23 protein-coding genes are annotated in these 24,319 nt (G+C 75.4%); 12 read left to right on the top strand and 11 right to left on the bottom strand.

Translation table 11 applies throughout. From position 1 onward, the window contains the following. Positions 1-118: 118 nt before the first annotated feature. The 4 genes from ACIF6L_RS10815 to ACIF6L_RS10800 all read right to left on the bottom strand — a co-directional run bounded on the left by ACIF6L_RS10815 (position 119) and on the right by ACIF6L_RS10800 (position 4,452). Positions 119-505 carry a rhodanese-like domain-containing protein gene (locus ACIF6L_RS10815; RefSeq protein ID WP_359835324.1) on the bottom strand — a complete coding sequence of 129 codons (387 nt, stop codon included), beginning with the start codon at positions 503-505 and terminating at the stop codon, positions 119-121. Beyond that, positions 499-1,065, bottom strand: coding sequence for a cysteine dioxygenase (locus ACIF6L_RS10810; RefSeq protein ID WP_396487918.1), 567 nt, complete (start codon positions 1,063-1,065; stop codon positions 499-501). Before ACIF6L_RS10810 ends, ACIF6L_RS10815 begins: the two co-directional genes overlap by 7 nt. Before the next feature lie 175 nt (positions 1,066-1,240). Continuing rightward, positions 1,241-1,318: a putative leader peptide gene (locus ACIF6L_RS10805; protein ID WP_101948289.1), complete on the bottom strand. Its 78-nt coding sequence runs from the start codon at positions 1,316-1,318 to the stop codon at positions 1,241-1,243. Between the two features lie 47 nt (positions 1,319-1,365). After that, the gene (locus tag ACIF6L_RS10800; protein WP_396487916.1) at positions 1,366-4,452 is read right to left on the bottom strand and encodes a hypothetical protein; all 3,087 of its coding nucleotides are present in this window, start codon (positions 4,450-4,452) and stop codon (positions 1,366-1,368) included. Between the two features lie 410 nt (positions 4,453-4,862). Between ACIF6L_RS10800 and ACIF6L_RS10795 the strand changes: the two genes are divergently transcribed. The 4 genes from ACIF6L_RS10795 (at position 4,863) to ACIF6L_RS10780 (ending at position 9,761) form a co-directional block, all read left to right on the top strand. Then, positions 4,863-5,705 (top strand): nitrilase-related carbon-nitrogen hydrolase, encoded by an 843-nt coding sequence (locus ACIF6L_RS10795; RefSeq protein ID WP_329490481.1) that lies wholly within the window; start codon positions 4,863-4,865, stop codon positions 5,703-5,705. A gap of 14 nt (positions 5,706-5,719) precedes the next feature. Further along, positions 5,720-7,132: a dihydropyrimidinase gene (gene hydA / locus ACIF6L_RS10790; RefSeq protein ID WP_329490482.1), complete on the top strand. Its 1,413-nt coding sequence runs from the start codon at positions 5,720-5,722 to the stop codon at positions 7,130-7,132. Positions 7,133-7,207: 75 nt separating this feature from the next. Next, positions 7,208-8,245 (top strand): TIGR03842 family LLM class F420-dependent oxidoreductase, encoded by a 1,038-nt coding sequence (locus tag ACIF6L_RS10785; RefSeq protein ID WP_329490484.1) that lies wholly within the window; start codon positions 7,208-7,210, stop codon positions 8,243-8,245. Beyond that, positions 8,235-9,761, top strand: a complete 1,527-nt coding sequence (locus ACIF6L_RS10780; RefSeq protein WP_396487913.1) for an NCS1 family nucleobase:cation symporter-1 — start codon at positions 8,235-8,237, stop codon at positions 9,759-9,761. The genes ACIF6L_RS10785 and ACIF6L_RS10780 overlap by 11 nt, the downstream gene beginning before the upstream one ends. Before the next feature lie 90 nt (positions 9,762-9,851). On the opposite strand, the gene ACIF6L_RS10775 is transcribed toward ACIF6L_RS10780, so the two are convergent. After that, entirely contained in the window at positions 9,852-11,090 is a 1,239-nt protein-coding gene (locus ACIF6L_RS10775; RefSeq protein WP_396487911.1) for a glycosyltransferase, read from the bottom strand. 136 nt (positions 11,091-11,226) lie between these two features. Between ACIF6L_RS10775 and ACIF6L_RS10770 the strand changes: the two genes are divergently transcribed. Further along, positions 11,227-11,493: a GlsB/YeaQ/YmgE family stress response membrane protein gene (locus ACIF6L_RS10770; RefSeq protein ID WP_329490487.1), complete on the top strand. Its 267-nt coding sequence runs from the start codon at positions 11,227-11,229 to the stop codon at positions 11,491-11,493. Positions 11,494-11,593: 100 nt separating this feature from the next. On the opposite strand, the gene ACIF6L_RS10765 is transcribed toward ACIF6L_RS10770, so the two are convergent. From ACIF6L_RS10765 to ACIF6L_RS10750, 4 genes are all read right to left on the bottom strand, one after another. Next, on the bottom strand, positions 11,594-12,526 hold the full coding sequence (locus ACIF6L_RS10765) for an ADP-ribosylglycohydrolase family protein (protein ID WP_396487909.1): 933 nt from the start codon (positions 12,524-12,526) through the stop codon (positions 11,594-11,596). Positions 12,527-12,649: 123 nt separating this feature from the next. Next, positions 12,650-13,237: a TetR family transcriptional regulator gene (locus tag ACIF6L_RS10760; protein ID WP_396487908.1), complete on the bottom strand. Its 588-nt coding sequence runs from the start codon at positions 13,235-13,237 to the stop codon at positions 12,650-12,652. Between the two features lie 123 nt (positions 13,238-13,360). Then, positions 13,361-14,356: an aldo/keto reductase gene (locus ACIF6L_RS10755; protein ID WP_396488184.1), complete on the bottom strand. Its 996-nt coding sequence runs from the start codon at positions 14,354-14,356 to the stop codon at positions 13,361-13,363. A gap of 157 nt (positions 14,357-14,513) precedes the next feature. Next, a complete protein-coding gene (locus tag ACIF6L_RS10750) occupies positions 14,514-14,816 on the bottom strand; it encodes a GNAT family N-acetyltransferase (RefSeq protein ID WP_396487906.1) in 303 nt (100 codons plus the stop codon). 1,170 nt (positions 14,817-15,986) lie between these two features. On the opposite strand from ACIF6L_RS10750, the gene ACIF6L_RS10745 reads away from it, so the two are divergent. The 6 genes from ACIF6L_RS10745 (at position 15,987) to paaE (ending at position 21,588) form a co-directional block, all read left to right on the top strand. Then, a complete protein-coding gene (locus ACIF6L_RS10745) occupies positions 15,987-17,216 on the top strand; it encodes a M20/M25/M40 family metallo-hydrolase (protein ID WP_359835689.1) in 1,230 nt (409 codons plus the stop codon). 496 nt (positions 17,217-17,712) lie between these two features. After that, positions 17,713-18,753: a 1,2-phenylacetyl-CoA epoxidase subunit PaaA gene (gene paaA, locus ACIF6L_RS10740; protein WP_396487903.1), complete on the top strand. Its 1,041-nt coding sequence runs from the start codon at positions 17,713-17,715 to the stop codon at positions 18,751-18,753. Further along, the gene (gene paaB, locus ACIF6L_RS10735) at positions 18,750-19,043 is read left to right on the top strand and encodes a 1,2-phenylacetyl-CoA epoxidase subunit PaaB (RefSeq protein ID WP_329490494.1); all 294 of its coding nucleotides are present in this window, start codon (positions 18,750-18,752) and stop codon (positions 19,041-19,043) included. The genes paaA and paaB overlap by 4 nt, the downstream gene beginning before the upstream one ends. 17 nt (positions 19,044-19,060) lie before the next feature. Beyond that, on the top strand, positions 19,061-19,942 hold the full coding sequence (paaC, locus tag ACIF6L_RS10730; protein WP_396487900.1) for a 1,2-phenylacetyl-CoA epoxidase subunit PaaC: 882 nt from the start codon (positions 19,061-19,063) through the stop codon (positions 19,940-19,942). Next, positions 19,936-20,442 (top strand): 1,2-phenylacetyl-CoA epoxidase subunit PaaD, encoded by a 507-nt coding sequence (paaD, locus tag ACIF6L_RS10725; RefSeq protein ID WP_396487898.1) that lies wholly within the window; start codon positions 19,936-19,938, stop codon positions 20,440-20,442. The genes paaC and paaD overlap by 7 nt, the downstream gene beginning before the upstream one ends. Then, the gene (gene paaE / locus ACIF6L_RS10720; RefSeq protein ID WP_396487897.1) at positions 20,443-21,588 is read left to right on the top strand and encodes a 1,2-phenylacetyl-CoA epoxidase subunit PaaE; all 1,146 of its coding nucleotides are present in this window, start codon (positions 20,443-20,445) and stop codon (positions 21,586-21,588) included. Here the strand turns inward: paaE and ACIF6L_RS10715 are convergent. Continuing rightward, on the bottom strand, positions 21,576-22,667 hold the full coding sequence (locus tag ACIF6L_RS10715) for an NAD(P)-binding domain-containing protein (RefSeq protein ID WP_359804336.1): 1,092 nt from the start codon (positions 22,665-22,667) through the stop codon (positions 21,576-21,578). The two genes, paaE and ACIF6L_RS10715, sit on opposite strands and share 13 nt — an antisense overlap. A 200-nt stretch (positions 22,668-22,867) precedes the next feature. Beyond that, a complete protein-coding gene (locus tag ACIF6L_RS10710) occupies positions 22,868-23,239 on the bottom strand; it encodes a YbjQ family protein (protein ID WP_329490498.1) in 372 nt (123 codons plus the stop codon). A 122-nt stretch (positions 23,240-23,361) separates the two neighbouring features. Between ACIF6L_RS10710 and ACIF6L_RS10705 the strand changes: the two genes are divergently transcribed. Then, complete coding sequence (locus tag ACIF6L_RS10705) at positions 23,362-24,297, top strand: hypothetical protein (protein WP_396487895.1); 936 nt, start codon at positions 23,362-23,364, stop codon at positions 24,295-24,297. Positions 24,298-24,319 lie beyond the last annotated feature (22 nt).

Below are 24,319 nucleotides of genomic sequence, written 5' to 3'. Positions count from 1 at the left end.
CGGCCGCCGAGGGGCCGCGTCGGCGCTGCCACCGGGCCGGACGCACCCCGGACCAGGTGGGTGGGAGCGCCCTGCGGGCGCCCCGCTCAGCCGCCCTGCCGTTCAGCCGCCCTGCCGTTCAGCCGCCCTGACGCGTCGGCAGTCCGGCGGCCGCCCAGCCGACGAAACCGCCGTCCAGGTCCGTCGCCCGGTGCAGCCCCAGCTCGCGCAGCGAGGCGGCGGCCAGGCTGGAGGCATAGCCCTCCGAGCAGACCACGACCACCTCGACGTCGTAGCCCTCGGCCTCCGGGATCCGGTGACTGCCCGTCGGATCGAGCCGCCACTCCAGCACGTTGCGCTCGATGATCAGCGAGCCGGGGATCTCGCCCTCGGCCGCCCGCTGCGCCGCCGGCCGGATGTCCACCAGCAGCGCGCCGCCCAGCTGGGCCTGGTACGCCTCCCGGGCCCGGGGCCGGTGGACCCCTTCGCGGGCGCGCTCCACCAGGTCGTCGATCGTGGTCACCATTGCTCCGGTCCTTCCTGCGAGGTGCGGACCAGTCCGCCGGCCCGCAGTTCGTAGTGCGCCATCGAGTCCAACGGCGGTGAGTAGGCGTGCAGCGTGACCGCGGGGCCGGCGCCCGTGTTGCGGACGTCGTGCACGTATTCCGGGCCGAAGGCCCGGGCGGTGCCGGCCGTGATCCGGCGGATCAGCAGGCCCTGCTCCGGCCCGCCGAGCGAGAGCTCCTCCAGCTCGCCGAGGGCGACGGCGAACGCGCCGCGCGAGCCGCCGTGGTCGTGGAAGCCGGTGGACTGGCCGGGCAGCCAGCTGATCAGCCAGACCTCGTGGTCCTCGTCGGCCACCAGGCGCCGGTACCAGCGTTCCTCGGTGGAGAGCCGGACGTGGTGGATCCACTGGTCGGGCTGCTCGGCGAGGTCGCGGACGATCGCGCGCAGGGACTTCGGGGTGAGCGGGGTACCGGTCCGCGCGGGCGCGGTGGTGGCGGAGTCGGCGGCGGTCGGGGCGTCGGGGGCGGTTTCGGTGCGGGCCGGGCCGGCCGGGGTGCCGGGGGCGAGGTCCAGGCTCATGTGGGCGTCCTCGGGGAAGGCGGAGCGAGCGGAGGTACGGCCGTACCCGGCGGGGGATGCAGGCCTGCCGGGTACGGGTGCGCCGGGAGACGGGGCGCGTCAGGAAGACGGGTACGGCTGCGCGGCGCGGGCCCTGGCGGACGTCACAGGGCGGGACCGGCGAGGAGGGTCAAGGTCAACAGGCACAGATGGAGCTCGCCTGGCGTCGCAGATCGACGTGCAGGCGGCAAACCAGAGTGGTGCCGGAGTCCATGCGCCGGATCTTTCCCGACCCGCGGGGCGTGAGTCAAGCGGGCCCGGTCACTCGTGCGTGGCGCGCCGGGGTGCGGGAGGCGCCGCGGCCGGACGCGCTGCCGTGCTGGTCGGAGCCACCGGGGCGGTCGGCGCGGGGGCCGGCGCCGGGGTCGGTGCGGGGTCGGCCAGCGTTGCGCCGAGCACCGGGGCGGCCTGCTCGCCCAGATGGCGGCCGAGCGTCTGGTAGGCGTCGAACTGCCGGTGGTCGAACCACTGGTCGCTGGTGCTGTCGTTGGGGAACGCCGCGTTGGCCGCCGCGTAGGCGTGCAACTCGTACGGCATGCCGACGGTGAGGACGGCCTGGACGACGATCAGCGTGCCGTGGTGCCGCCACTCGTCGCCGTGGGGGCCGTGGTGGTCGTGGTGCCGGTCGCCGACGGCCGGGCCGACGCGGGTGTCGTCGCCGGGGGCGTCGAACGGGTCCGGGTAGCGGATGTCCCCGGTGATCACGGCCCGGGCGGAGAGCCGGCCCGCCAGGCGTGCCGCCAGACCGCGCAGCGACGTGTCGTCGCTGCCGGGGATCAGCAGCTCCGGCCGGTGCAGGGTGATGACGATGCCGAGCTCCTCGCGGGCGAGGGTGATCGCCGCCGCCAGACTCGCCGCGACCGGGGCGTCCCCGCTGGCGTCGACGCAGACCGCCGTCCGCACGCGGTGCCGGAGCAGCTCGACCAGGCCGAGGTTCTCGTAGTGCCCGCCGTCGGTGGTGAGCAGGAAGCGGTCGTCCATCGGGAAGCGGCCGCTCAGCTCGCGCAGCTGGTAGGGGAGCCGGCGGACGGCGGGCTGGGAGGGGAGCCGCCAGTCCCGCCCCGGCGCCCAGAGCGGCCCGAGCGCGGCCGGGTTGGGCAGCCAGGTGCCCAGCCGGGCGTTGGTGACGGCGAACAGGCCCTGGTAGGCGCGGGACTGACGGCCCATCGCGGAGGAGAACGCGGCGCCCGAGACGGCCATCGCGGACTGCACGGTGAGGTCCCTGGCGATGTGCCGCCGGGTGCGCCGCTCCAGCAGGTCGGTGCGGGCGTAGCCGACGTCCGGCCCGCCCACGTAGTCGTGCGAGAAGGTGAAGGAGACGGCCCGGCGCCCGGGCGGCGTGCGGGAGCTGCCGGACAGGTTGGCCGCCGCCGCGAAGATCATCTGAGGGACGTCGGGGTGCCGGGCGCCGTAGTGGCTGAGCCAGGTCTGCTCTCGGTAGAAGTGGTACGGCCGGGCCAGTGCCTCACCGTCCTCGGTGGCGCGGCGGACGGCGAAGGCGGAAGCCAGCCGGCGCCGGTAGAACGGGTGCAGGCTCATCCACGTCTGGTCGAGGTTGAGCCCCACCGTGCCGAGCACGAGGGGCAGCAGCACCTGCGCGGTGGCGGGCCAGGCGTGGCCGGTGGCGACCGCCCAGCCGAGCGCGAGCAGCGCGCCCGACGACAGCGTGGCGAGCGCCGCCCACACCAGCAGGTACTGGACCAGCCCGTCCGTCACCCCGCCGCCGAGCCGCCGGGTGCTGTGCAACAGCCCGCCGAGCGCCGCCGCGCCCTGCTCGACGACCCGGCGCCCGCGCCACAGTATGCCGAGCAGCAGGGTGAGGTAGCTGAAGAGGACGGTCAGGCTGAGCCCGGCGCCGGTCTGCCGGGCGCCGACCGCCAGCTCCTGCTGCAGCCAGACCGCGCCCCAGGCCAGCCCGGGCACCACCAGCACCCCGGCGGCCACCAGCGCGGCCAGGGCGAGGGCGCCGTGCGAGAGCCGCCGCAGGGTGCGCGGCAGCGGGGTGTCCCAGCCGAGCTGCGAGAAGGCGAGCAGCCAGAGCAGCCAGCAGAGCGCGGCCGCCGCGAGCAGCCCGAGCAGCGCGAGGACGGCCGGCTGGCGGACGGCGAGCGCGCCGAGCCGGCCGGCCCCGCCGGTGCGCAGGCCGACGGCGGCCAGCGCGTCCAGGTCGGTCAGCGGGACGAAGTGGTAGAAGCGGCTGAGCCCCAGGCCGAGCACCAGGACGGCGGCGAGCAGCAGGGCCAGCGCCGCGACCAGGCCGCGGAGCAGCGTGCCGAGGGCGACCAGCCACTGGCCGGCCCCGTCCGCGAGGTACTTGGCGTGCCGCCGGAGGTGGTCCTCCTCCGGCGAGCCGGGCTCCAGGACGTCGTCCGCCGTCAGGCCGGAGACGGCGTGCTCCGGGCCGCCGGGCGCGGAGTCGCTGAGGGCGAGCTGCAGCGCGCCCGTGGTGTAGCCGCCGCCGGAGACGGAGACCAGGTAGCGGGCCTGCTTCAGCCAGGGCCGCAGCGCCTGGAGGACGCCGAGGGTGACGCAGGCGGAGCGGATGCCGCCGCCGGAGACGCAGAAGCCGAGCCGGGCGGGCTCCCGGCCGGGCGGCACCCGGGTGCCGTTGCGCCAGCGGGCGTGGCGGTCGAGCGGCCCGTGCGGGCGCGGGCCGGCCGGCCAGCGCCCGCCGTGGCGGGTGGCCACCGGCCACGGCGGGATCAGCTCGGGGCCGGCGTCGCCCGGTCCGGCGCTCCCGGCGCGGGTCGGCGCGGGCGGCCGCCGCAGGATGCCGCGCGCCGCGCGGTGGACGGTGATGGTGAGCACGGCCAGGGCCATCGCGCCGGCCGGCAGCAGGAGCAGCCACTTGACGGTGGCGAGCGCGGTGGCGGCGGCGAAGGGCGCGTCGGAGCCGGCGTGCGGGCCGGGGCCGGTGCCGAGCCCGTCCAGCCCGATGCCGAGCAGCGCGTTCTCCGCGATGTCCAGGGCGCCCGCGAGCAGGCCGGCGGCCCCGGCGGCGAGCGCGGTGAGCCGCCAGTGCGGACGGGTGAGCACGTACCGGCCGAGCAGCCCGGCCGCCGCGAGGGTCAGGGTCCAGCCGCCGAGCAGCCAGGGCTCGGCCCGCAGCGCCGCGAGGTGGTCGGCGGCCCGCCCGGCGACCACGGCTCCGGCGGAGGCGGCGGAACCGGCCAGTTGCAGCCGCACGCTCCGCACCGCGGGCGCCCACCGGGCGAAGAGCAGGCTCCCCAGTACGAGGGGCAGCGGCACGGCCAGGGCGAGCAGCAGCCCGGCCCACGGCGGTACCGGACCCGGCGGAGGGTCGGGGGGCGCGCCACCCGGCCCGGGCGCGGCGGATGCGGCCTTCACCTCGACCTCCCCCCGTAGGCCCGGCCCGGACGACCGCCGGGAACTCACCGTCCGGAGCGCCCCGGTGACGGACCGGAGCAGCGTCCACCGGCGTCTTACCCCGGCGCGCGGTGCTTCGCACCCGGATTCACCCGAATGGGTAAGGAGTGCGGCAGTGGGGTAGTTGAGCGTTTCATCCCGTCCAGAAGCACCCGCGTGTCCGCGTAACAGGATCGCCCCGGCCGCGTTACGTCCGACGTATTGTCAGGCCACCGAGGCCGGGCCTACGGTCTACAGACCACGTTCTACGCACGTAGATGTGTGCGTCGCCGCATGCCGACGCGTGCCGGAACCCGAGGCGGATCCGCCCCGTCAACCCTCAGACCGCAGGCCCGACCCCCCGGCCGGGCCACGGAGTTGCGGAGGTACCCATGTCGCAGATCGTCCGTGCCGCCCTCGTGCAGACCCGGTGGACCGGTGATCAGGAGACGATGATCGCCCTCCACGAGCGCCACGCCCGCGAGGCCGCCGCCCAGGGGGCGAAGATCATCGGTTTCCAGGAGGTCTTCAACGCCCCGTACTTCTGCCAGGTCCAGGACCCGGAGCACTACCGCTGGGCCGAGGCCGTCCCGGACGGGCCCACCGTCCGCCGGATGCGGGACCTCGCCCGCGAACTCGGCCTGGTCGTCGTCGTCCCCGTCTACGAGGAGGAGCAGCCCGGCGTCTACTACAACACCGCCGCCGTGATCGACGCCGACGGCAGCTACCTCGGCAAGTACCGCAAGCACCACATCCCCCAGGTCAAGGGCTTCTGGGAGAAGTACTACTTCAAGCCCGGCAACCTCGGCTGGCCCGTCTTCGACACCGCCGTCGGCAAGGTCGGCGTCTACATCTGCTACGACCGCCACTTCCCCGAGGGCTGGCGCGCCCTCGGCCTGGCCGGGGCCCAGATCGTCTACAACCCCTCCGCCACCAGCCGCGGCCTCTCCGGCTACCTCTGGCAGCTCGAACAGCCCGCCGCCGCCGTCGCCAACGAGTACTTCGTCGCCGCGATCAACCGGGTCGGCACCGAGGAGTACGGCGACAACGACTTCTACGGCACCTCCTACTTCGTGGACCCGCGCGGCCAGTTCGTCGGCGACGTCGCCTCCGACAAGGAGGAGGAACTCGTGGTCCGCGACCTCGACCTCGGCCTCATCGAGGAGGTCCGGCAGCAGTGGGCGTTCTACCGGGACCGCCGGCCCGAGGCCTACGGTCCGCTCACCGAGGCGTGAGGGAGGCACCCACCGTGACCCGCACCGTCATCCGCGGCGGCCTCGTCATCACCGCCACCGACGAGATCCACGCCGACGTCCTGATCGAGGGCGAGCGCATCGCCGCCCTCGCCGCCACCGACAGCGACGCCGCCCGGGCCTGGACCGCCGACACCGTCATCGACGCCACCGGCCACTACGTCGTCCCCGGCGGCGTCGACGCCCACACCCACATGGAGCTGCCCTTCGGCGGCACCGCCGCCTCCGACACCTTCGAGACCGGCACCCGCGCCGCCGCCTGGGGCGGCACCACCACCATCGTCGACTTCGCCGTCCAGCCGGTCGGCGGCTCGCTGCGCGAAGGCCTCGACACCTGGCACGCCAAGGCCGACGGCAACTGCGCCGTCGACTACGCGTTCCACACCATCGTCTCGGACGTCAACGACGCGGTCCTCAAGGAGATGGACGCCCTCGTCGACTCCGGCGAGTCCACCTCCTTCAAGCTCTTCATGGCCTACCCCGGCGTCTTCTACAGCGACGACGGCCGCATCCTGCGCGCCATGCAGCGCGGCGCCGCCAACGGCGGGCTGATCATGATGCACGCCGAGAACGGCATCGCCATCGACGTCCTCGTCGAGCAGGCGCTCGCGGCCGGCCGCACCGACCCCCGGTACCACGGCGAGGTCCGCCGCGAACTCCTGGAGGCCGAGGCCACCCACCGCGCCATCAAGCTCGCCCAGGTCGCCGGCAGCCCGCTCTACGTCGTCCACGTCTCCGCCGCCTCCGCCCTCGCCGAGCTCGCCCGGGCCCGTGACGAGGGCCTGAACGTCTTCGGCGAGACCTGCCCGCAGTACCTCTTCCTCTCCACCGACAACCTCGCCGAGACCGGGGCCGACGGCTTCGAGGGCGCCAAGTACGTCTGCAGCACGCCGCTGCGACCCCGCGAGCACCAGGAGGCGCTCTGGCGCGGGCTGCGCACCAACGACCTCCAGGTGGTCTCCACCGACCACTGCCCGTTCTGCTTCGCCGGCCAGAAGGAGCTCGGCCGCGGCGACTTCTCCAAGATCCCGAACGGGCTGCCCGGCGTGGAGAACCGGATGGACCTCCTCCACCAGGCTGTCGTCGACGGCCACCTGACCCGCCGCCGCTGGATCGAGGTGGCCTGCACCACCCCCGCCCGGATGTTCGGCCTGCACCCGCGCAAGGGCACCATCGCCCCCGGCGCCGACGCCGACGTGGTCGTCTACGACCCCACCGCCGTGCAGACCGTCTCCGCCGCCACCCACCACATGAACGTCGACTACTCGGCCTACGAGGGGCGCCGGCTCACCGGCCGGGCCCGCACGGTGCTCTCCCGCGGCACCGTGATCCTCGACGACGGCACCTGGCTGGGCCGCGCCGGACACGGCGCCTTCCTGCGCCGCGACACCTGCCAGTACCTCACCTGACCCTCTCTCCGCACCGCCGTGGCCCGGGGCCGTGCGTCGGCCCCGGGCGGCCCCACCCTTCCCTGGAGCTCCCCGATGGACATCGGCCTCGTCCTGCAGACCGACCCGCCCGCCCGCCTGCTCGTCGACCGTATGGTCCGCGCCGAACGGGCCGGGTTCAGCCACGGCTGGACCTTCGACTCCTGCGTCCTGTGGCAGGAACCCTTCGTGATCTACAGCCGGATCCTCGCCGAGACCACGACGCTGACCGTCGGCCCGATGGTCACCAACCCCTCCACCCGCACCTGGGAGGTGACCGCCTCCCTGTTCGCCACCCTCAACGACATGTACGGCAACCGCACCGTCTGCGGCATCGGCCGCGGCGACTCCGCGATGCGGGTGGCCGGCCGCCGCCCCGCGACCCTCGCCCGGCTCTCCGAGGCCATGCACGCCATCAAGGAGCTGGCCGAGGGCCGCACCGTCGAGGTGGACGGCACCGAGATGCACCTGCCGTGGGTCCGCGAAGGCGCCCTGCCGGTCTGGATGGGCGCCTACGGGCCCAAGGCGCTCGCCCTCACCGGACGCCAGGCCGACGGCTTCATCCTCCAACTCGCCGACCCCTACCTCACCGAGTACATGATCAAGGCCGTCCGCGCCGCCGCCGCCGAGGCGGGCCGCGACCCCGACACGGTCACCATCTGCGTCGCCGCCCCCGCCTACGTCACCGCCGACGACTCCCCGGCCGCGCTCGCCCACGCCCGCGAGCAGTGCCGCTGGTTCGGCGGCATGGTCGGCAACCACGTCGCCGACCTGGTCACCCACTACGGCGAGCACTCCAGCCTCGTCCCCGAGGCCCTCACCGCCTACATCAAGGACCGCCAGGGCTACGACTACAGCCACCACGGCCGGGCCGGGAACCCCGACACCGCGTTCGTGCCCGACGAGATCGTCGACCGCTTCTGTCTGATCGGCCCGCCCGCCGCCCACCGGGACCGCCTCGAACACCTCCGCTCCCTGGGCGTCGACCAGTTCGCCGTCTACGCCATGCACGACGCGGTCGAGGCCACCATCGACGCCTACGGCACCGACGTCATCCCCCGGCTCCGGCAGGAGGCGCGCCCCGGTGAAGGGTGACCCGCCGCCGACCGACCGCGCCGCCACCGGCCAGTACGAGCACGGGGACGGCCGGGTCGAACCCGACCCCGCCGCCCCCGTGCTGCCCGCCAACGGCTTCACCAACGACGACCTGCGGCCCGTCCCGGCCGCCCGCCGCACCTGGACCACCTACAACTTCCTCGCGCTCTGGGTCGGCATGGCCCACAACATCCCGTCCTGGACGCTCGCCTCCGGCCTGGTCGCGCTCGGCATGGACTGGAAGCAGGCCGTCCTCACCATCGCCCTGGCCAACCTCGTCGTGCTCATACCGATGCTGCTCACCGGCCACGCGGGTACCAAGTACGGCATCCCGTTCCCGGTCTTCGCCCGCGCCTCCTTCGGCCTGCGCGGCGCCAACCTGCCGGCGCTGCTGCGGGCCGCCGTCGCCTGCGCCTGGTTCGGCATCCAGACCTGGATCGGCGGCGAGGGCATCTTCCTGCTCGCCGGCAAGCTCCTCGGCGAATCCTGGCGCACCGCGGCCGAGTTGGGCGGCCACCCGTGGACGCAGTGGCTCTCCTTCCTGCTGTTCTGGCTGATCGAGATGGCCGTGATCGCCCGCGGCATGGAGACCCTGCGCCGGTTCGAGAACTGGGCGGCCCCGTTCGTCATCGTCGGGGCACTGGCCCTGCTGGCCTGGATCACCGTCAAGGCGGGCGGCTTCGGACCGCTGCTCGACCAGCCGTCCCGGCTCGGCTGGGGCGGCGACTTCTGGAAGGTCTTCTTCCCGGCGCTGATGGGCATGATCGGGTTCTGGTCGACCCTCTCGCTCAACATCCCCGACTTCACCCGCTTCGGCGGCAGCCAGCGCGCCCAGATCCGCGGCCAGGCGCTCGGGCTGCCCACCACGATGACCCTCTTCGCGCTGCTCTCGGTGCTGGTCACCTCCGGCTCCCAGGCCGTCTACGGCGAACCGGTCTGGGACCCGATCGCGCTCGCCGCGAAGATGGAGAGCCCGGTGGGCATCCTGTTCGCCCTGCTGACCGTGCTGGTCGCCACGCTCTCCGTCAACATCGCGGCCAACGTCGTCTCGCCCGCGTACGACCTCGCCAACCTGCTGCCCCGGCTGATCACCTTCCGGACCGGGGCACTGATCACGGGTGTGATCGGGATCGCGCTCTTCCCCTGGAAGCTGATCTCCGACCCGCACGTCTACATCTTCACCTGGCTCGGCCTGGTCGGCGGCCTGCTCGGCACGGTGGCCGGCGTGCTGATCGCCGACTACTGGGCGCTGCGGCGCACCCGGCTGCTGCCGGCCGAGCTCTACCGGCCGCACGGCGCCTACTGGTACACCGCCGGCTGGAACTGGCGGGCCGTGGCCGCCCTGGCCACCGGCGGCGTGCTGGCCGTCGGCGGCTCCTACGGCGGCCCGTTCCCGGCCGACGGCCTGCTGCCCGCCCTCAGACCGCTGGCCGACTACGGGTGGGCCGTCGGCTTCGCCACCTCGTTCGCCCTCTACCTCGTGCTGAGCCGGGGGACGGGCCGGCGCCGGCGGTAGGGGCGGGCCGTTGGGGCCGTGCCGGGGGCCGTTCGGGGGCTGTTCCGGGGGCGCGTGGGGGCGGGTGGGAGCCGGTGGGGCCGTTCGGGATCAGGAGGCGAGGCGGTCGACGGCGGCCAGGACCCCGGCGGTGCCGTCCTCGGCGGCCAGCGCGGCGGCGACGGCCCGGGCGCGCTCCCGGTAGTGCGGCGTGTCCAGCGTGCGGCGGACGGCGGCGGCCAGGCGGGCGGACGTGAGGGCGGGGAGCGGGACCGGCCCGGGGGAGGTGCCCAGGCGGGTGAGGCGCGCGGACCAGAACGGCGCGTCGAGCTGGGCGGGCACGGGGACGGCGGGCGTGCCGGCCCGCAGGGTGGCGGCGGTGGTGCCGGCCCCGGCGTGGTGGACGACGGCGGCCATCCGCGGGAACAGCCAGTCGTGCGGGGTGTCGTCGATGGTGAGGACGTCGTCGGAGTCGGCCGCGCCGAGGCCGCTCCAGCCGGCCTGGAGGACGGCCCGCACCCCGGCGGCACGCAGTCCGGCGAGGACGGTGGCGCTCAGCGCCGCCGGATCGGGGACGACCAGGCTGCCGAAGCCGACGAAGACCGGCGGCGGCCCGGCGGCGAGGAAGTCGACGAGGCGGTCCGGCGGTCGCCACCCGGGCTCGGGGTGCGGCCACCAGTACCCGGCGACCTCCAGGCCGGGTCGCCAGTCGGCGGGGCGCGGCACGACGGTCGGGGAGAAGCCGTGCAGCACGGCGTGGGCGCGCCGGGTCCGGGCGATGCCGCGCGCCGGCAGGCCGAGCCGGTGGCGCAGCCCGCGGACGGCGGGGGCGAAGAGGCGGTCGGCGGCGGCCTCCACGGCGTGGCCGGCGAGCAGGTTCCCGGTCCGGCCCAACGACCGGGTGCCGGTCACGGAGGGCGCGAACTCCCGGGTGGGGGCGATCGGTTGGAGGTAGAGGCCGATGCTGGGGATGCCGGCGGCCTCGGCGGCGACCTGGCCGAGCGGGGTGGTGGCGCTGGTGGTGAGCAGCAGGTCGGTGCCCTGGGCGGTGGCCGCCACGATGGCGTCGCCGAGGGCGGGCATGAAGGAGCGGCCGAGGCGCAGGAGTTGGAGGAGGGACAGCGGTCCGGAGCCGGACCGCAGGACCCGCTGGCCGCGGTCGGAGGCGAGTTCGGCGCGCGGATCGACCGGGAGCGGGCGGAACTCCAGGCCCGCGGCGCGCACCTGGCCGGCGAAGGTGGTGTGGGTGGCGACGGCCACCTGGTGGCCGGCCGAGCGGAGCCGGGCGCCCAGACCGGTGAAGGGCGCCACATCGCCCCGGGACCCGGCGGTGGCGATCAGGATGCGCATGGCCGCAGTATCGCGGCGCGGCCGGTCGCGCCGCCGGGTGCCACGCCCGGCGCACTGCAACCGAGGGGGCGCACGGCGGCGTCCTCGCCGGTGAGACGGCCCGCTGGGAGTGCCGTGACGGAGGGCGTGAGGACGCATGAGCATCATCGCGTGGATCGTGCTGGGTCTGGTGGCCGGGGCGCTGGCGAAGCTGCTGCTGCCGGGCAGGGACCCGGGCGGTCTGGTGGTGACCACCCTGATCGGCATCGCCGGGTCGTTCGTCGGCGGCTGGATCTCCTCGCGCATCCTGGACAAGCCGGTCTCGGCGCACTTCTTCGACCTGGCCACCTGGGGCTCGGCGATCGGCGGCGCGCTGGTCCTGCTGATCCTCTACCGGATCTTCTTCGGCAACTCCCGCAGCTGAGCGCCGTAGGTGACCGCCTGCGGTGGCCCCTGCCGGTGACCGGCAGGCCGGGTCGGGCGTCGGAACCGACCGACCCGCCCGACCCGGCCGGCCGTGCCGGCTACGGCTCGGCCACCCACCCGGGCAGGTCCTCGCGGGCGTCCAGCCAGGCGGCGGGCACCCCGGCGAGGCCGGTCCGGGCGGCGACCACGCCGCCCGCGATCGCGCACGTGGTGTCCATGTCGCCCCAGCCCTCCAGGGTGTGCCAGAGCGCGTCCGGCAGGGAGTCCAGGTGCGTGGCGGCGGACCAGAGGGCGAACGGCACGGTGTCCGGGGAGGAGATCAGGAGCCCGGACCCGAGGACCTGAGCGGCGTGCCGGACGCTGGTGTGCCCCGGCAGCCGGGCGGCGGTCCGCAGTCCGGAGCGGACGTCGCTGTCGGGCAGCCGGGCGGCGACCTCGGTGAGCAACTCGGCCCGACCGGGCGGGCGCTGCCCCCGGCTGCGGGCGGCGAGCGCCGCCGCCAGCGCGACCGCGACGGCCCCCGCCACCGCCTCCGGGTGGAAGTGCGTGGTGAGCGCCTGCAGTTCGGCCTGCCGGGCCACGGTGTCCAGGTCTTCGGCGAACCAGGCGCCCAGCGGGGCGGCCCGCATGGCGGCGCCGTTCCCGTAGGAGCCCTGCCCGCCGAACTGCTCCGCGGTGACGCTCCGCCAGTCGGCGCCCGCACCCACCGCCCGCAGCACGCCGTGCATCGACGGCCCGTACTTGCGCCCGTACTCGGTGGCGTACTCCTCGGCGAACCCGGCCGCCAGCGCGTCCTGGTGGACCGCGCCGCGGCGACGGAGATGACGGACCAGGACGAGTGCCATCGCGGTGTCGTCCGTCCAGTGCCAGGGCGCCGGGCGGGGCAGCCGGGCGGCCAGTGCGGCGGGAGCCTCGTCGAGCGGGGCGGAGAACCAGCGGTCGCCGAAGGCGTCGCCGAGGGCGAGTCCTTGCAGGCTGTCCAGCGCCGGTCCGGTGGCACGCAGGCCGTCCTCCCGAGGGGAATCGATCATGCGTGGGAGTCTGCCGGGTGCCGCCACGGTGGGGCGAACGCTTTTCGGCGGTGGGGCCGGGCGCGAGCCGGGCCAGGATGTGCGGCCCCGGGTGTGCGGGTCCGGGCACGAGGGTGTGGTCGGTCAGCGGGTGAGGAGGCCGCCGAGGAGGAGCTTCCAGAGGGCGGCGAAGCGCTCCGATGCCTGGGGGTCGGACCACTCGGCGGCGTACGCGGGGTCGTGGAAGTGTGCGGTCGCCTCGAACAGGGCCCGGGCGGTCGGGCCGACCGGAGCCGGCCCGAACTCCCCGCTGTTCACCCCGGCCTGGACGATCCGGCCGATCTGTTCGACCAGGGTGTCGATGTGGGCCTCGACGGTGCTGCTGGTCTCCGCGACCAGCACCAGGTAGGTCGCGAACAACTGGGGGTCGTCGAGCGCCTTCTTCCGCTTGGCGGCGAACAGCGTCTCCAGCCAGCGGTGCAGGCGCTCCACCGCCGGGCCGGACTCGGCGGTGATAGACGCCAGGCTGTCGTGCGCCTGGTCGAGCCAGCGCTGGGTGACGGCCTCGCGCAGCGCCGCCTTGCTGGGGAAGTGGCGGTAGACGCTGCCGTGGCTGACGCCGAGGGTGCGGGCGACGTCCACCACGGTGGCCTTGGCGGGGCCGAACCGCCGGAGGACCTCCTCCGTCGCGCCCAGGATCTGCTCGGGAGTGAGTGCGCTGTCCGTGGTCACGGGGAGGTACGTCCTAACGGGGTGGTGCGTCCGTCGCCGGGGCGGCGGACGGTGCTGCGGCTGACGGGCGGGCCGGGGCGGGGCCCCGCCCCGGCCGCGAACCGGCGACCGCCGGGGTGCCGGTCAGTGCTCGCTGTCGAGGTGGGCCATCTGAGCGGCAGCGTACCTGTCCCCGGCGGCGGACCCGGCGGGGACGGCGGCCTCGATGGCGGCGAGGTCGGCCGGGGTGAGGGCGACGTCCAGCGCACCGAGGGCTTCGGCGAGCCGGTCGCGACGGCGGGCGCCGACCAGCGGCACGATGTCCTCGCCGCGCGAGGCGACCCAGGCGATCGCGACCTGGGCAACGCTCGCGCCCCGCTGCTCGGCGACCGCGCGCAGCGCCTCGACCAGGTCGAGGTTGTGGGCCAGGTTGTCGCCCTGGAAGCGGGGGCTGTGGCCGCGGAAGTCCGAGCCGGCCAGCGCGCGCCCGTTGTCCCAGTGCCCGCTGAGCAGCCCGCGCGAGAGCACGCCGTACGCGGTGACGCCGATGCCCAGCTCGCGGGCGGTGGGCAGGATCTCGGCCTCGATGGACCGCGAGAGCAGTGAGTACTCGATCTGCAGGTCGCTGATCGGGTGCACGGCGGCGGCCCGGCGCAGCGAGTCGGCGCCGACCTCGGAGAGGCCGATGTGGCGGACGTGACCGGCCTTGACGAGGTCGGCGATCGCGCCGACCGTCTCCTCGATCGGAACGCTCGGGTCCAGCCGGGCCGGGCGGTAGACGTCGACGTAGTCGGTCCGCAGCCGGCGCAGCGTGTAGGCGAGGGCGGTCTTGGTGGCGGCCGGGCTCGCGTCGTAGCCGAGCCACTGGCCGTCCGGGGCGCGCTGGGCGCCGAACTTCACGCTGATCTGCACGCTCGCGCGGTCCCGGCCGCGCAGCGCGTCGTGGATCAGCAGTTCGTTGTGGCCCATGCCGTAGAAGTCGCCGGTGTCGAGCAGGGTGATGCCCGCGTCGAGTGCGGCGTGCACGGTCGCGATGCTCTCGGCCTCGTCGGCCGGGCCGTAGAGGTCGGACATGCCCATGCAGCCGAGGCCGAGGGCGGAGGTGGTGGGGCCGGCGGCGCCGAGCGGGCGCTGCGGGATCCGGGAGGTCGTGGTCACGGGGTGCTCCGGCGGGGTGAGGGGGTGGAGGGTCCGGCGGCCGCGCGGGGCGCGGGCCCGCCGGGTTCCACTATGGCACCTCGGCTGACAGATTTCAAAGTTTGTCAGCCGTCATCTGTCAGTCGTCACCTGTCATTCGTCAGTCGCTCACCCGGCTGCGGTTCTCGTAGGCCAGATCCGTGTACTCGGGGTGGCGCAGCATCCAGCCCTTGATGAACGGGCAGGTCGCCAGTACCGCCAGGCCCCGTTCGCGTGCGTCGTCCAGCGCGGCCCGGGCCAGCGCGCTGCCGACCCCCTGCCCCTCGAACGCCGGCTCGACCACGGTGTGCGGGTAGACCACCAGCCGGTCGCTGCGGATGTACTCGGCGAAGCCCGCCGGGGCGCCGTCCACCCGGGCCTCGAAGCGGTTCTCGGCTTCGGCGTCGTGCACGGTGACGGTCATCGAAGGCTCCTCGCGGTAGGTCGCGGAGCCGGGGCCGGCCCCGGTCCATCATCGAGTTCCGGCGGCCGCACCGCCCGTCGGTCGGCCCGGTGTTACCGCGGCCGCGCCGTCTCCACGCCGGACGGCCTCGCCGTCCGGTGGACCGCGGGTCGCCCCCGACGAGGGGCAACCGGGCGCCCGGGCACCGCACTTGGGCCGGTGCCGGGTCGCCCGGGCCGGTGCCGGGCGCGCCGCCCCGGTGCTCTCGCCCGGTCACCTCCGCCGCGACGTCCACCCGGCCGACGGGCCGCGCCACGAGTGCCTCTGCCGCCGCCGCGTATCGCGACGGACGGCCGCGCCGACGGCCCGCTTCCTCGTACCGGGCGCTGAGCCGGGGTCACCCATCCGGCGTGGAAAACCCGCGCCTTGGGCGTTTGGGCTGCCGAACCGGGGCGCCGGGTCCATGGTGGAGATGGGCGCGATCCGGCGACCGCGCTCGCGCGCCGATCCAGGCCCGCGCGCCGTGCGCCCGCCGCCGTTCTCCGACGGGTGCCCGAGGCAGGGCCCGGCCCTCCGGCGCGCTGGGAGCAGGGCCACCTCGCAGGAAGCCGAACGGTTCTTCTAGGCTCACATCTCGGCTTCCCCGCGGCGGTGCCGTAGCTGCGCCCGCCGCATCGAAGCCGCCGTCCACGGGGGCTCCGGGCCGACCGGGGCCCCCGGATCGAGCGAGGAGGACGCAATGCCAAGCATGCCGCCCAGCCGTTCCACCGCACTTGGGCCAGACGGGCCGACCTGGCAGGTCGTACGCCGGGCCGGGGCCGCGCGCCCCGGCTGGTCCGGGCACCCGGGCTGGTCCGGTCGGCCGGTCCGGCCGCTGAATACCGGCGGCGGCCGCGGAGGCGAGCGTTGAGTCCTCAAACCGTCCGGCCGCCCGCTGCGTCGACCGTGACCACCGCGGCCGCCGGCCCCTCCTCGGCCACCGTCGCCCCTGTGACTCTCGCCACAGCCGCGGCCACGGCCCCAGGTCCAACCACAACCACACCCAAGGCCGCGGCCATCGCGGAGGCGGTACAGGCGGTGCGGTCCGCACCGGCGCCGGCCGCGACACCGGCCGCGACACCAGCCGCGACGCCGCCCCGGCCCGAGCCCGCCCCGTCGGCCCGCCCCACCGCCTCCGCCCAGGCGTTGCCCGTGGAGCCGCCCGCCCCTCCGGCCGCCGACGGTGATCCCCACGCCGGCCTGACCGCCGCCCTCCCCGGACTGCCCCAGGCCCTCAGCTCCCGCGCCCGTACGCTGGCCGGAGCCGTCCGACGCCGCTGCGCGGACCTCGCCCGCATCGAGTCGCCCAGTGGCGACGCGCCCCGACTCGACGCCCTCGCCGAGGAGTTGGCCGCCGGATTCCGCGCGACCGGCGCCACCGCCCACCGCGAGCCCGGCCCCGCCGGTGATCACCTGGTGCTCCAGTGGGACGGCCAGGACGAGAGCCTGCCGCACCTCCTCGTGGTCGGCCACCACGACACCGTCTGGCCGGCCGGGATCCTGAACGACTGGCCGGTGACCGAGCAGGACGGCACCCTCAGCGGCCCCGGCGTCGTCGACATGAAGGGCGGACTCGCCGTCCTGGAGGGCGCGTTCGCACTGCTGGCCGACCTCGGTCAGCGCCCGCACCGCACCGTCCGGCTGGTCGTGGTCTCGGACGAGGAGGTCGGCAGCCCGGACGGCAGGCGCCTGGTCGAGCGCCAACTGCGCGGCGCGGCGGCCGTCCTGGGGCTCGAACCGCCGCACCCGGACGGCCGGCTCAAGACCGCCCGCCGGGGCAGCACCCGGGTGCGGCTCACCGTCACCGGGCGGGAGGCGCACGCCGGCAACGACGCCGGCGAGGGGGTCTCCGCGGTGGACGAGCTGGTCGACCAGCTGGTCGCGGTCCGTGACCTCGCCCGTCGGCCCGGTACCGAGCTCAACGCCGGGCGGATCAGCGGCGGTACCCGCGCCAACGTGGTGGCCGGCCGGGCCGAGGCCGAGCTGGGTCTGCGCTTCTCCACCGGTGAGGCGCAGCGCCGCACGCTCGACAGCCTCGCCCGGCTCACCGCGCTGCGGCCCGGGGCCCGGGTGCGGACGGAGGTCCTGTCCAGCCGGCCGGCCTGGCCGGAGCGCACCGCCAACCCGCTGCTGCGGCACGTCCGATCGCTTGCGGCGGTGCTCGGGCAGCAGCTGGACGGCGGCCCGGCCGGTGGCGCCGGTGACACCAACCTGCCGGGCTCGCGCGGCCTGCCGACGCTGGACGGCTTCGGCGCGGTCGGGGCCGGGGCGCACGCCCGGCACGAGCACATCCGGATCGATCAGCTGGCGCCCCGGATCGCGCTGCTGGCGGCGCTCCTCGCCGTACCGCTGCCGCGCCTGCGGGACCGGTCGGAGGGGTGAGCGCGCCCCCGTCGCGGTAGCGGCGGGCCGGGCCGGGTGGGCCCGTCGTCCGACCCCGGACGGCGGGCCCACCGCCGTGGGGTCGGTTGCGGTGAGCGGCTCCGCCGCCGGGGCCGCCGTGACGTGCCGCGACGGACGGGTCGCTGCCCAGCGGGGCCGGCGAGGCCACAGCGGGGCCCCGGTGAGGCCCCCGGGGAGACGGCGGCCGCCACCCGCACCCCCGCCCGGGGCGGTCCCCGGCGCGGGAGCGAGTCCCGGCGGACCCCGGGCGGCCCGGTTCCCTTGTCAGGGCGCCGCCTCACCGCGCACAATGGTACCGACCGAACGGTCAGTCGGTTGCCGTGAGGGCGGCGGCCGAGCCCGGCACACCGCGCTGCCGGTGGCCGGTGCCGGGGCGCCGGTGCGGGGACGCGAGCGGATCGCGCCCGGGCACCGGCCACCGGGGCACCGGCCGCCGGGCGCGGACCGCAGGGACAGGACGCGAGAGGGGCGAGTGGTGACAACAGAGGTGGCCGAACCGGCCTCCGCGCAGACGCAGGAGGAGCGGTTCGAGGCGGTCGTCGCCGCCGAGCAGCGGATCGAACCCCGGGACTGGATGCCCGACGCCTACCGGGCCACCCTGATCCGCCAGATCGCCCAGCACGCCCACTCCGAGATCATCGGCATGCAGCCCGAGGGCAACTGGCTCACCCGTGCCCCGTCGCTGCGCCGCAAGGCGATCCTGCTCGCCAAGGCCCAGGACGAGGCCGGCCACGGCCTCTACCTCTACGCCGCCGCCGAGACCCTCGGCGTGGACCGGGCGGAGCTGACCGAGAAGCTGATCTCCGGCCGCCAGAAGTACTCCTCGATCTTCAACTACCCGACCCTCACCTTCGCCGACGTCGGTGTGATCGGCTGGCTGGTCGACGGCGCCGCGATCTGCAACCAGGTACCGCTCTGCCGCTGCAGCTACGGCCCGTACGCGCGCGCGATGGTCCGGATCTGCAAGGAGGAGTCCTTCCACCAGCGCCAGGGCTACGAACTGCTGATTACGCTGATGCGCGGCACCGACGCCCAGCGGCGGATGGTCCAGGACGCGGTGGACCGCTGGTGGTGGCCGTCCCTGATGATGTTCGGTCCCTCCGACGCGGAGTCGCCGAACACCGCCCGCTCGATGGGCTGGCGGATCAAGCGCCACACCAACGACGAGCTGCGGCAGCGCTTCGTCGACATGACCGTCCCGCAGGCAGACCACCTCGGGGTCACGCTGCCCGACCCGGCGCTGCGCTGGAACGAGGACCGGGGCTGCTGGGACTTCGGCGAGCCGGACTGGTCCGAGCTGACCAGGGTCATCCAGGGCCAGGGCCCGTGCAACGCCCAGCGGGTGGACCGCCGCCGCGCGGCCCACGAGGACGGCGCCTGGGTCCGCGAGGCGGCCACCGCCTACGCGCGCAAGCGCCGGGCGGAGAGCCGCCCGACCGCCCCGGCCGCCACCTCCCCGGCCCCGACGGCCGGACCCGAAGCGCCGAGCGCGCAGAGCGAGGAGAACGGAAAGTGACCGAGTCCAAGGCCGGCTGGCCGCTCTACGAGGTGTTCGTGCGCCCCCGGCGCGGACTGAACCACGTCCACGTCGGCTCGCTGCACGCGGCCGACGACCGGATGGCGCTGCTCGCCGCCCGTGACCTCTACACCCGGCGCAACGAGGGCGTCAGCCTCTGGGTGGTCCCCTCCGCCGCGATCACCGCCTCGACCCCGGACGAGCGCGACCCCTTCTTCGCCCCCAGCGGCGACAAGGTGTACCGCCACCCGACCTTCTACGACATCCCCGAGGATGTCCCGCACATCTGACGGGGAGCAGCACGACCATGACAGACGACCACGTCTACCTGAGCCTCTCCGAGGCGCCCGACGAGCCCGAGGGCGAAGGCCGCTGGGCGTACGGGACGGGCTTCGCCGACCCGCTGCTCGGGGTGGACACCGCCGTGCCGCCCGGCCTGGACGGCGCCGACCTCGCCGCCTACTGCCTGATGCTGGGCGACGACGCCCTCGTCCTCGCCCAGCGGCTCACCGAGTGGTGCACCCGGGCGCCGGAGCTGGAGGAGGAGGTCGCGCTCGCCAACCTGGGCCTCGACCTGCTCGGCCAGGCCCGCCAGCTGCTCACCCGGGCCGGCCAGGCGGACGGCTCCGGCCGCACCGAGGACGACCTGGCGTACTGGCGCGAGGAGCACGACTTCCGCAACGTCCGGCTGGTCGAGGCGGAGAACGGGGACTTCGCGTTCTCGGTCGCCCGGCTGCTGGTCTTCGCGACCGCGCGCGGCGCGCTGTACGAGGCGCTGGCTACGCACCGCGACCCCGTGCTGGCGGCGGTCGCCGCCCGGGGCGTCAAGGAGCTGGCCTACCACCGCGAGTACGCCACCGCCTGGACGCTGCGGCTCGGCGACGGGACGCCGTACTCGGCGCTGCGGATGCAGGCCGGTCTGGACGCGGTCTGGCCGCTGGTGGAGGAGCTGTTCACGGCGCATCCGGTGGAGCTGCGGGTCGGCGTCGACCCGGCCGGCCTGCGCGAGCCGGTGCTGCGCTCGCTGGCCGCCGTCCTCGCCGAGGCCGGGCTGACCGTGCCCGAGGTGCCGGGGCTGGCCACGGTCGGCGGCCGGGCCGGGCGGGACGGCGTGCACACCGAGGCGCTCGGTCCGCTGCTGGCCGAGTTCCAGGTGGTGGCCCGCGCGCACCCGGGGGCGACATGGTGACCACCACGCGCGGCCGGGCCTGGGAGGTCGCGGCGAGCGTCCCGGATCCGGAGCTGCCCATGCTCACCCTGGCCGACCTCGGGGTGCTGGCCGAGGTGGAGGAGGGCGGTTCGACGGTGACCGCCTGGCTGACCCCGACCTACTCCGGGTGCCCGGCCGTCGCCGAGATGGCGGCCGATGTGGACCGCCGCCTGCACGCGGCGGGGTACCCGGACGTCCGGGTGCGGCTGCGGCTGGACCCGCCGTGGTCGACGGACCTGATCACCGAGGAGGGCCGCCGCAAGCTCGCCGAGGCGGGCATCGCGCCGCCCGACCGGGCGGCGGCGCACCGGTCGTCCGCCGGCCTGCTGGCCCTCGGCCCGACCCGCCGTGTGGTGGCCTGCCCGCTCTGCGGCGGCACCGACACCGAGGAGCTGTCCCGCTTCGGCTCGACCGCCTGCAAGGCGCTGTGGCGCTGCCGGGACTGCCGCGAGCCCTTCGAACGCGTCAAGGAGATCTGAATGGCCGCCAGCCCCGCCCCGGCCACCGGCCCCGCCCCGGCCACCAGTGTCGAGCAGGCCACCGGCCCCGCCCCGGCCGCCCGGCGTCCGGCCTTCCACCACCTGCGGATCGCCGAGGTGGAGCGGCTCTGCGACGACGCCGTCGCGGTGACCTTCGAGGTGCCGGAGGCGCTCGCCGAGGAGTTCGCGTTCCGCCCCGGACAGACGCTGACGCTGCGCCAGGTGGTGGACGGCACCGACGAGCGCCGCTCGTACTCGATCTGCGCCCCCGTCGGCGGCCCGCTGCGGATCGCCGTCCGCGAGGTGCCCGGCGGGCTGTTCTCCCGCCGGCTGGTGCGGGAGGCGCGGGCGGGCGAGGAGGTCGAGGTGCTGACCCCGTCCGGGCTCTTCACCCCCCCGCTCGGCGAGCCCGCCGACCACGTGCTGCTGGCGGCCGGCTCCGGCATCACCCCGATGCTCTCCATCGCCGCCTCCGTCCTGGCCGCCGACCGCACCTCCACCGTCACGCTGCTCTACGGCAACCGGCGCAGCGACACCGTGATGTTCGCCGACGAGCTGGCCGACCTGAAGGACCGCTACCTCGGCCGGTTCCAGCTGGTGCACGTGCTCTCCCGGGAGACCCGGGACGCCGAGCTGCTCAGCGGGCGGCTGGACCCGGAGCGGGTCGAGGCGCTGCTGACCGCGCTGGTGGACGTGCCGGCGGTCGGTCACTGGTGGCTCTGCGGGCCGTTCGGGATGGTCACCGGCGCCAAGGAGCTGCTGGCCGGGCTGGGCGTGCCGACCGCGCGGGTGCACCAGGAGCTGTTCCACGCCGAGGACGAGCCGGCCGCCGAGCGGACCGAGCCGGCCGGTCCGGCGGACGGCGTCGCGCACAGCGAGGTCACCGTCGTCCTCGACGGGCGCGGCAGCACGCTCACGCTGCCGCGCGACCGGTCCGTCCTGGACGGCGCCCAGCGCTCCCGCCCCGACCTGCCGTTCGCCTGCAAGGGCGGGGTCTGCGGTACGTGCCGGGCCCTGGTCACCGAGGGCGAGGTGGAGATGCGCCGCAACTTCGCGCTGGAGGAGAAGGAGCTGGCCGCCGGCTACGTGCTGACCTGCCAGGCCCGCCCGCTCACCGACCGGGTGACGGTCGACTACGACCGCTGAGCGGGCACCGCGGCCGCCCCGGCCGGCGGTCCGAGCAGCGCGACGATGTCGTGGACGGCGGCCCGGCCCGCCCGGTTGGCACCGACGGTGCTGGCGGACGGGCCGTAGCCGACCAGGTGGACGCGCGGGTCGGCGGTGGCCCGGGTGCCGGTGAGGGCGATCCCGCCGCCGGGGGAGCGCAGGCCGAGCGGGGCGAGGTGGCCCACCTCGGGGCGGAACCCGGTGGCCCAGACGATCGCGTCGACCGCCAGCTCCCGCTCGCCCCAGGCGACGCCGTGCTCGGTGAGGCGGTCGAACATCGGCCGGCGGTGCAGGGCGCCGAGCTCCTCGGCCCGGCGGTAGGCGACGGACGGGCCGAGCCCGGTCACGCTCACCACGCTGCGCACCGGCAGCCCCTGGCGGACCCGCTCCTCGACCTTGGCGACCACCGCGCGGCCGTACTCGGGGGTGAACGGGCCCTCGTGGAAGACGGGCGGGGTGCGGGTGACCCAGACCGTCTCGCCGACGGCCGCGACCTCGGACAGCACCTGGACCGCCGAGGCGCCGCCGCCGACCACCAGGACGCGCTTTCCGGCGAACTCCGCCGGCCCCCGGTACTCGGCGTAGTGCAGCTGCCGCCCGGCGAAGTGGCCGGGGTAGTGCGGCACGAAGGGGCGGGTCCAGGTGCCGGTGGCGTTGATCAGCGCCCGGGTGGACCAGGTACCGGCGTCCGTCCCGACCAGCAGGCGGGCGTCCGGCCGGTCGGACTCGGAGCGCACCGCCCGGACGTGGACGGGGCGCACCACCGGGAGCGCGTGCTTCGCCTCGTACGCCGTGAAGTACCCCGGGACCACCTCGCGCGCGGGCGCGTCCGGGTCGGGCTCGGGCAGTTCGAAGTCGGGCAGGTCGTGGAAGCCGTGCACGGTGGCCATCCGCAGCGAGGGCGCGCGGTGCGCCCAGGCGCCGCCGGGGGCGGAACCGGCGTCGAGGACGACGAAGCCGCCGTCGGCGTCCTCGCGGTAGGGGGCGAAGCCGCGGCGGCGCAGGTGGTAGGCGGCGGACAGTCCGGCCTGCCCGGCCCCGACCACCAGGACGTCCACCCGTCGGGTCGTCCGGCCGGCCCTCGGGGCGGCGTCGGCGGCGAGCGGGGCGGCCCCGGGCTCGACCGCCCCCAGGTTGGTTGCACCGTAAACAGTCACGCCGGTGAAACATCCCGCGGGCGGGGAGTGTTCCCGGCTCGGGGGAGGACCCTCGCGCCGGGACCCGGCGGTGGGTGCGGCCAGGGGCTCGGGCGGCCGGCTCAGGTGAGCGGGGAGATCACCACGGCGGTGCCGTAGGCGCAGACCTCGGTCCCCGCGTCCAGCGCCTCCGTCACGTCGAACCGGAACATCAGGACCGCGTTGCCGCCGCGTGCCTTGGTCTGCTCGACCAGGCGCTCCATCGCCTCGTTGCGGCTCTCCACCAGGGTCTTCGTCAGACCTCGCAGCTCGCCGCCGACCAGTGACTTCAGGGAGGCGCCGATCTGGCTGCCGATGTGCCGGCTGCGGACCGTCAGGCCGAAGACCTCGCCGATGACGTGGTCGACCCGGAAGCCGGGGATGTCGTTGGTGGTCACGACCAGGACCTGGGCGTCCGGGCGCTGCCCGCCGCCGAATTCGTCGATGTTAGCCATGGGGCCATCCTGCGGGCTGCGTACCGCCGGTGGGCAGAGGCATGGCCGGGAACCGGCGGAGAAGGCGCCGAGATGCCGGACGGACCGGTGATCGGTCGGCGGAAAGGCCGTACCGTAGCCCCATGGGCGAGCGAAGCGATCATCCACAGGGGCCGGGCGCGGCGGAGGACTCGGGCGCGCAGGAGATCGAGGCGACGGTGGTGCTGGGCCTGCGGATCACCGACTGGCCGGCGTTGCGGGCGGCCGCGATCGCGGCCGTCGAGGAGTTGGACTTCGCGGGCGTCGACCCGGCGGGTCAGCGCCGTGAGCTGCTGCGCGAGGTGTCCGAGGACGCCAACGCGGCGCTCGGCGCGTTGCTGCACCCGGACCGGCTGGTGGCCGCGATCGCCGGTGTCGAGGCGATCGGCGGCACGCTGGAGATCAGCGTGACCGAGGACTTCGCGCCGGATTTCGCCGAGTTGTTCCCGCTGGACGGCGGCGAGGACGAGGACGGCGGCGGCGGGGCCGGCGACTGGACGCTGACCCCGCGCACGGCCTGCCTCCTCCACGCCCAGCTGCTGGGCCTGGCCGACGCCGCGTACGACGACCTGGAGGAGCACGAGGACGAGCCGGTCGGCGACGGCGACGAGACGGACTGGACGGTCTTCGCCCGGCTGCCGCAGCGCACCTGGCGCCAGCACCGGAACTGGCGCCGGGCGATGGCCCGCGCCTTCGACGACCTCGCCGACGACCTCGCGCTCGGTGAGTGGCCGCTGCCGCGGAACCTGGCCGAGGAGATCGCGCTGCGGATGGCCCTGGTGGACGCCCGCACGCTGCTCGGCGCGCAGCCGGAGTCGGTCGCCGACATGATGGGCGACCTGCCGGCCGACCTCTACGACTACGACTGGGACGGCTGCCACGACGAGCTCTTCGGGGTCTTCGGGCCGGACGACGGCGATCCGGAGCTGAGCACCGAGCAGCGCACCGAACTGCTGCTCGCGGCGACCCACCCGGAGGGCTGGTTCCTGGTGTACGAGAACGCCGAGGAGCGGGATCCGCAGCGCGGCTACCGGCGCTGACGGCGCGGGACGGGGCGGCCCG

The organism is Kitasatospora sp. NPDC086009 (assembly GCF_044540385.1).
Classification (GTDB): Bacteria; Actinomycetota; Actinomycetes; order Streptomycetales; family Streptomycetaceae; genus Kitasatospora.
The sequence above is the reverse complement of the archived record's forward strand: the minus strand, read 5'-3'. Positions and strand labels throughout refer to the sequence as shown.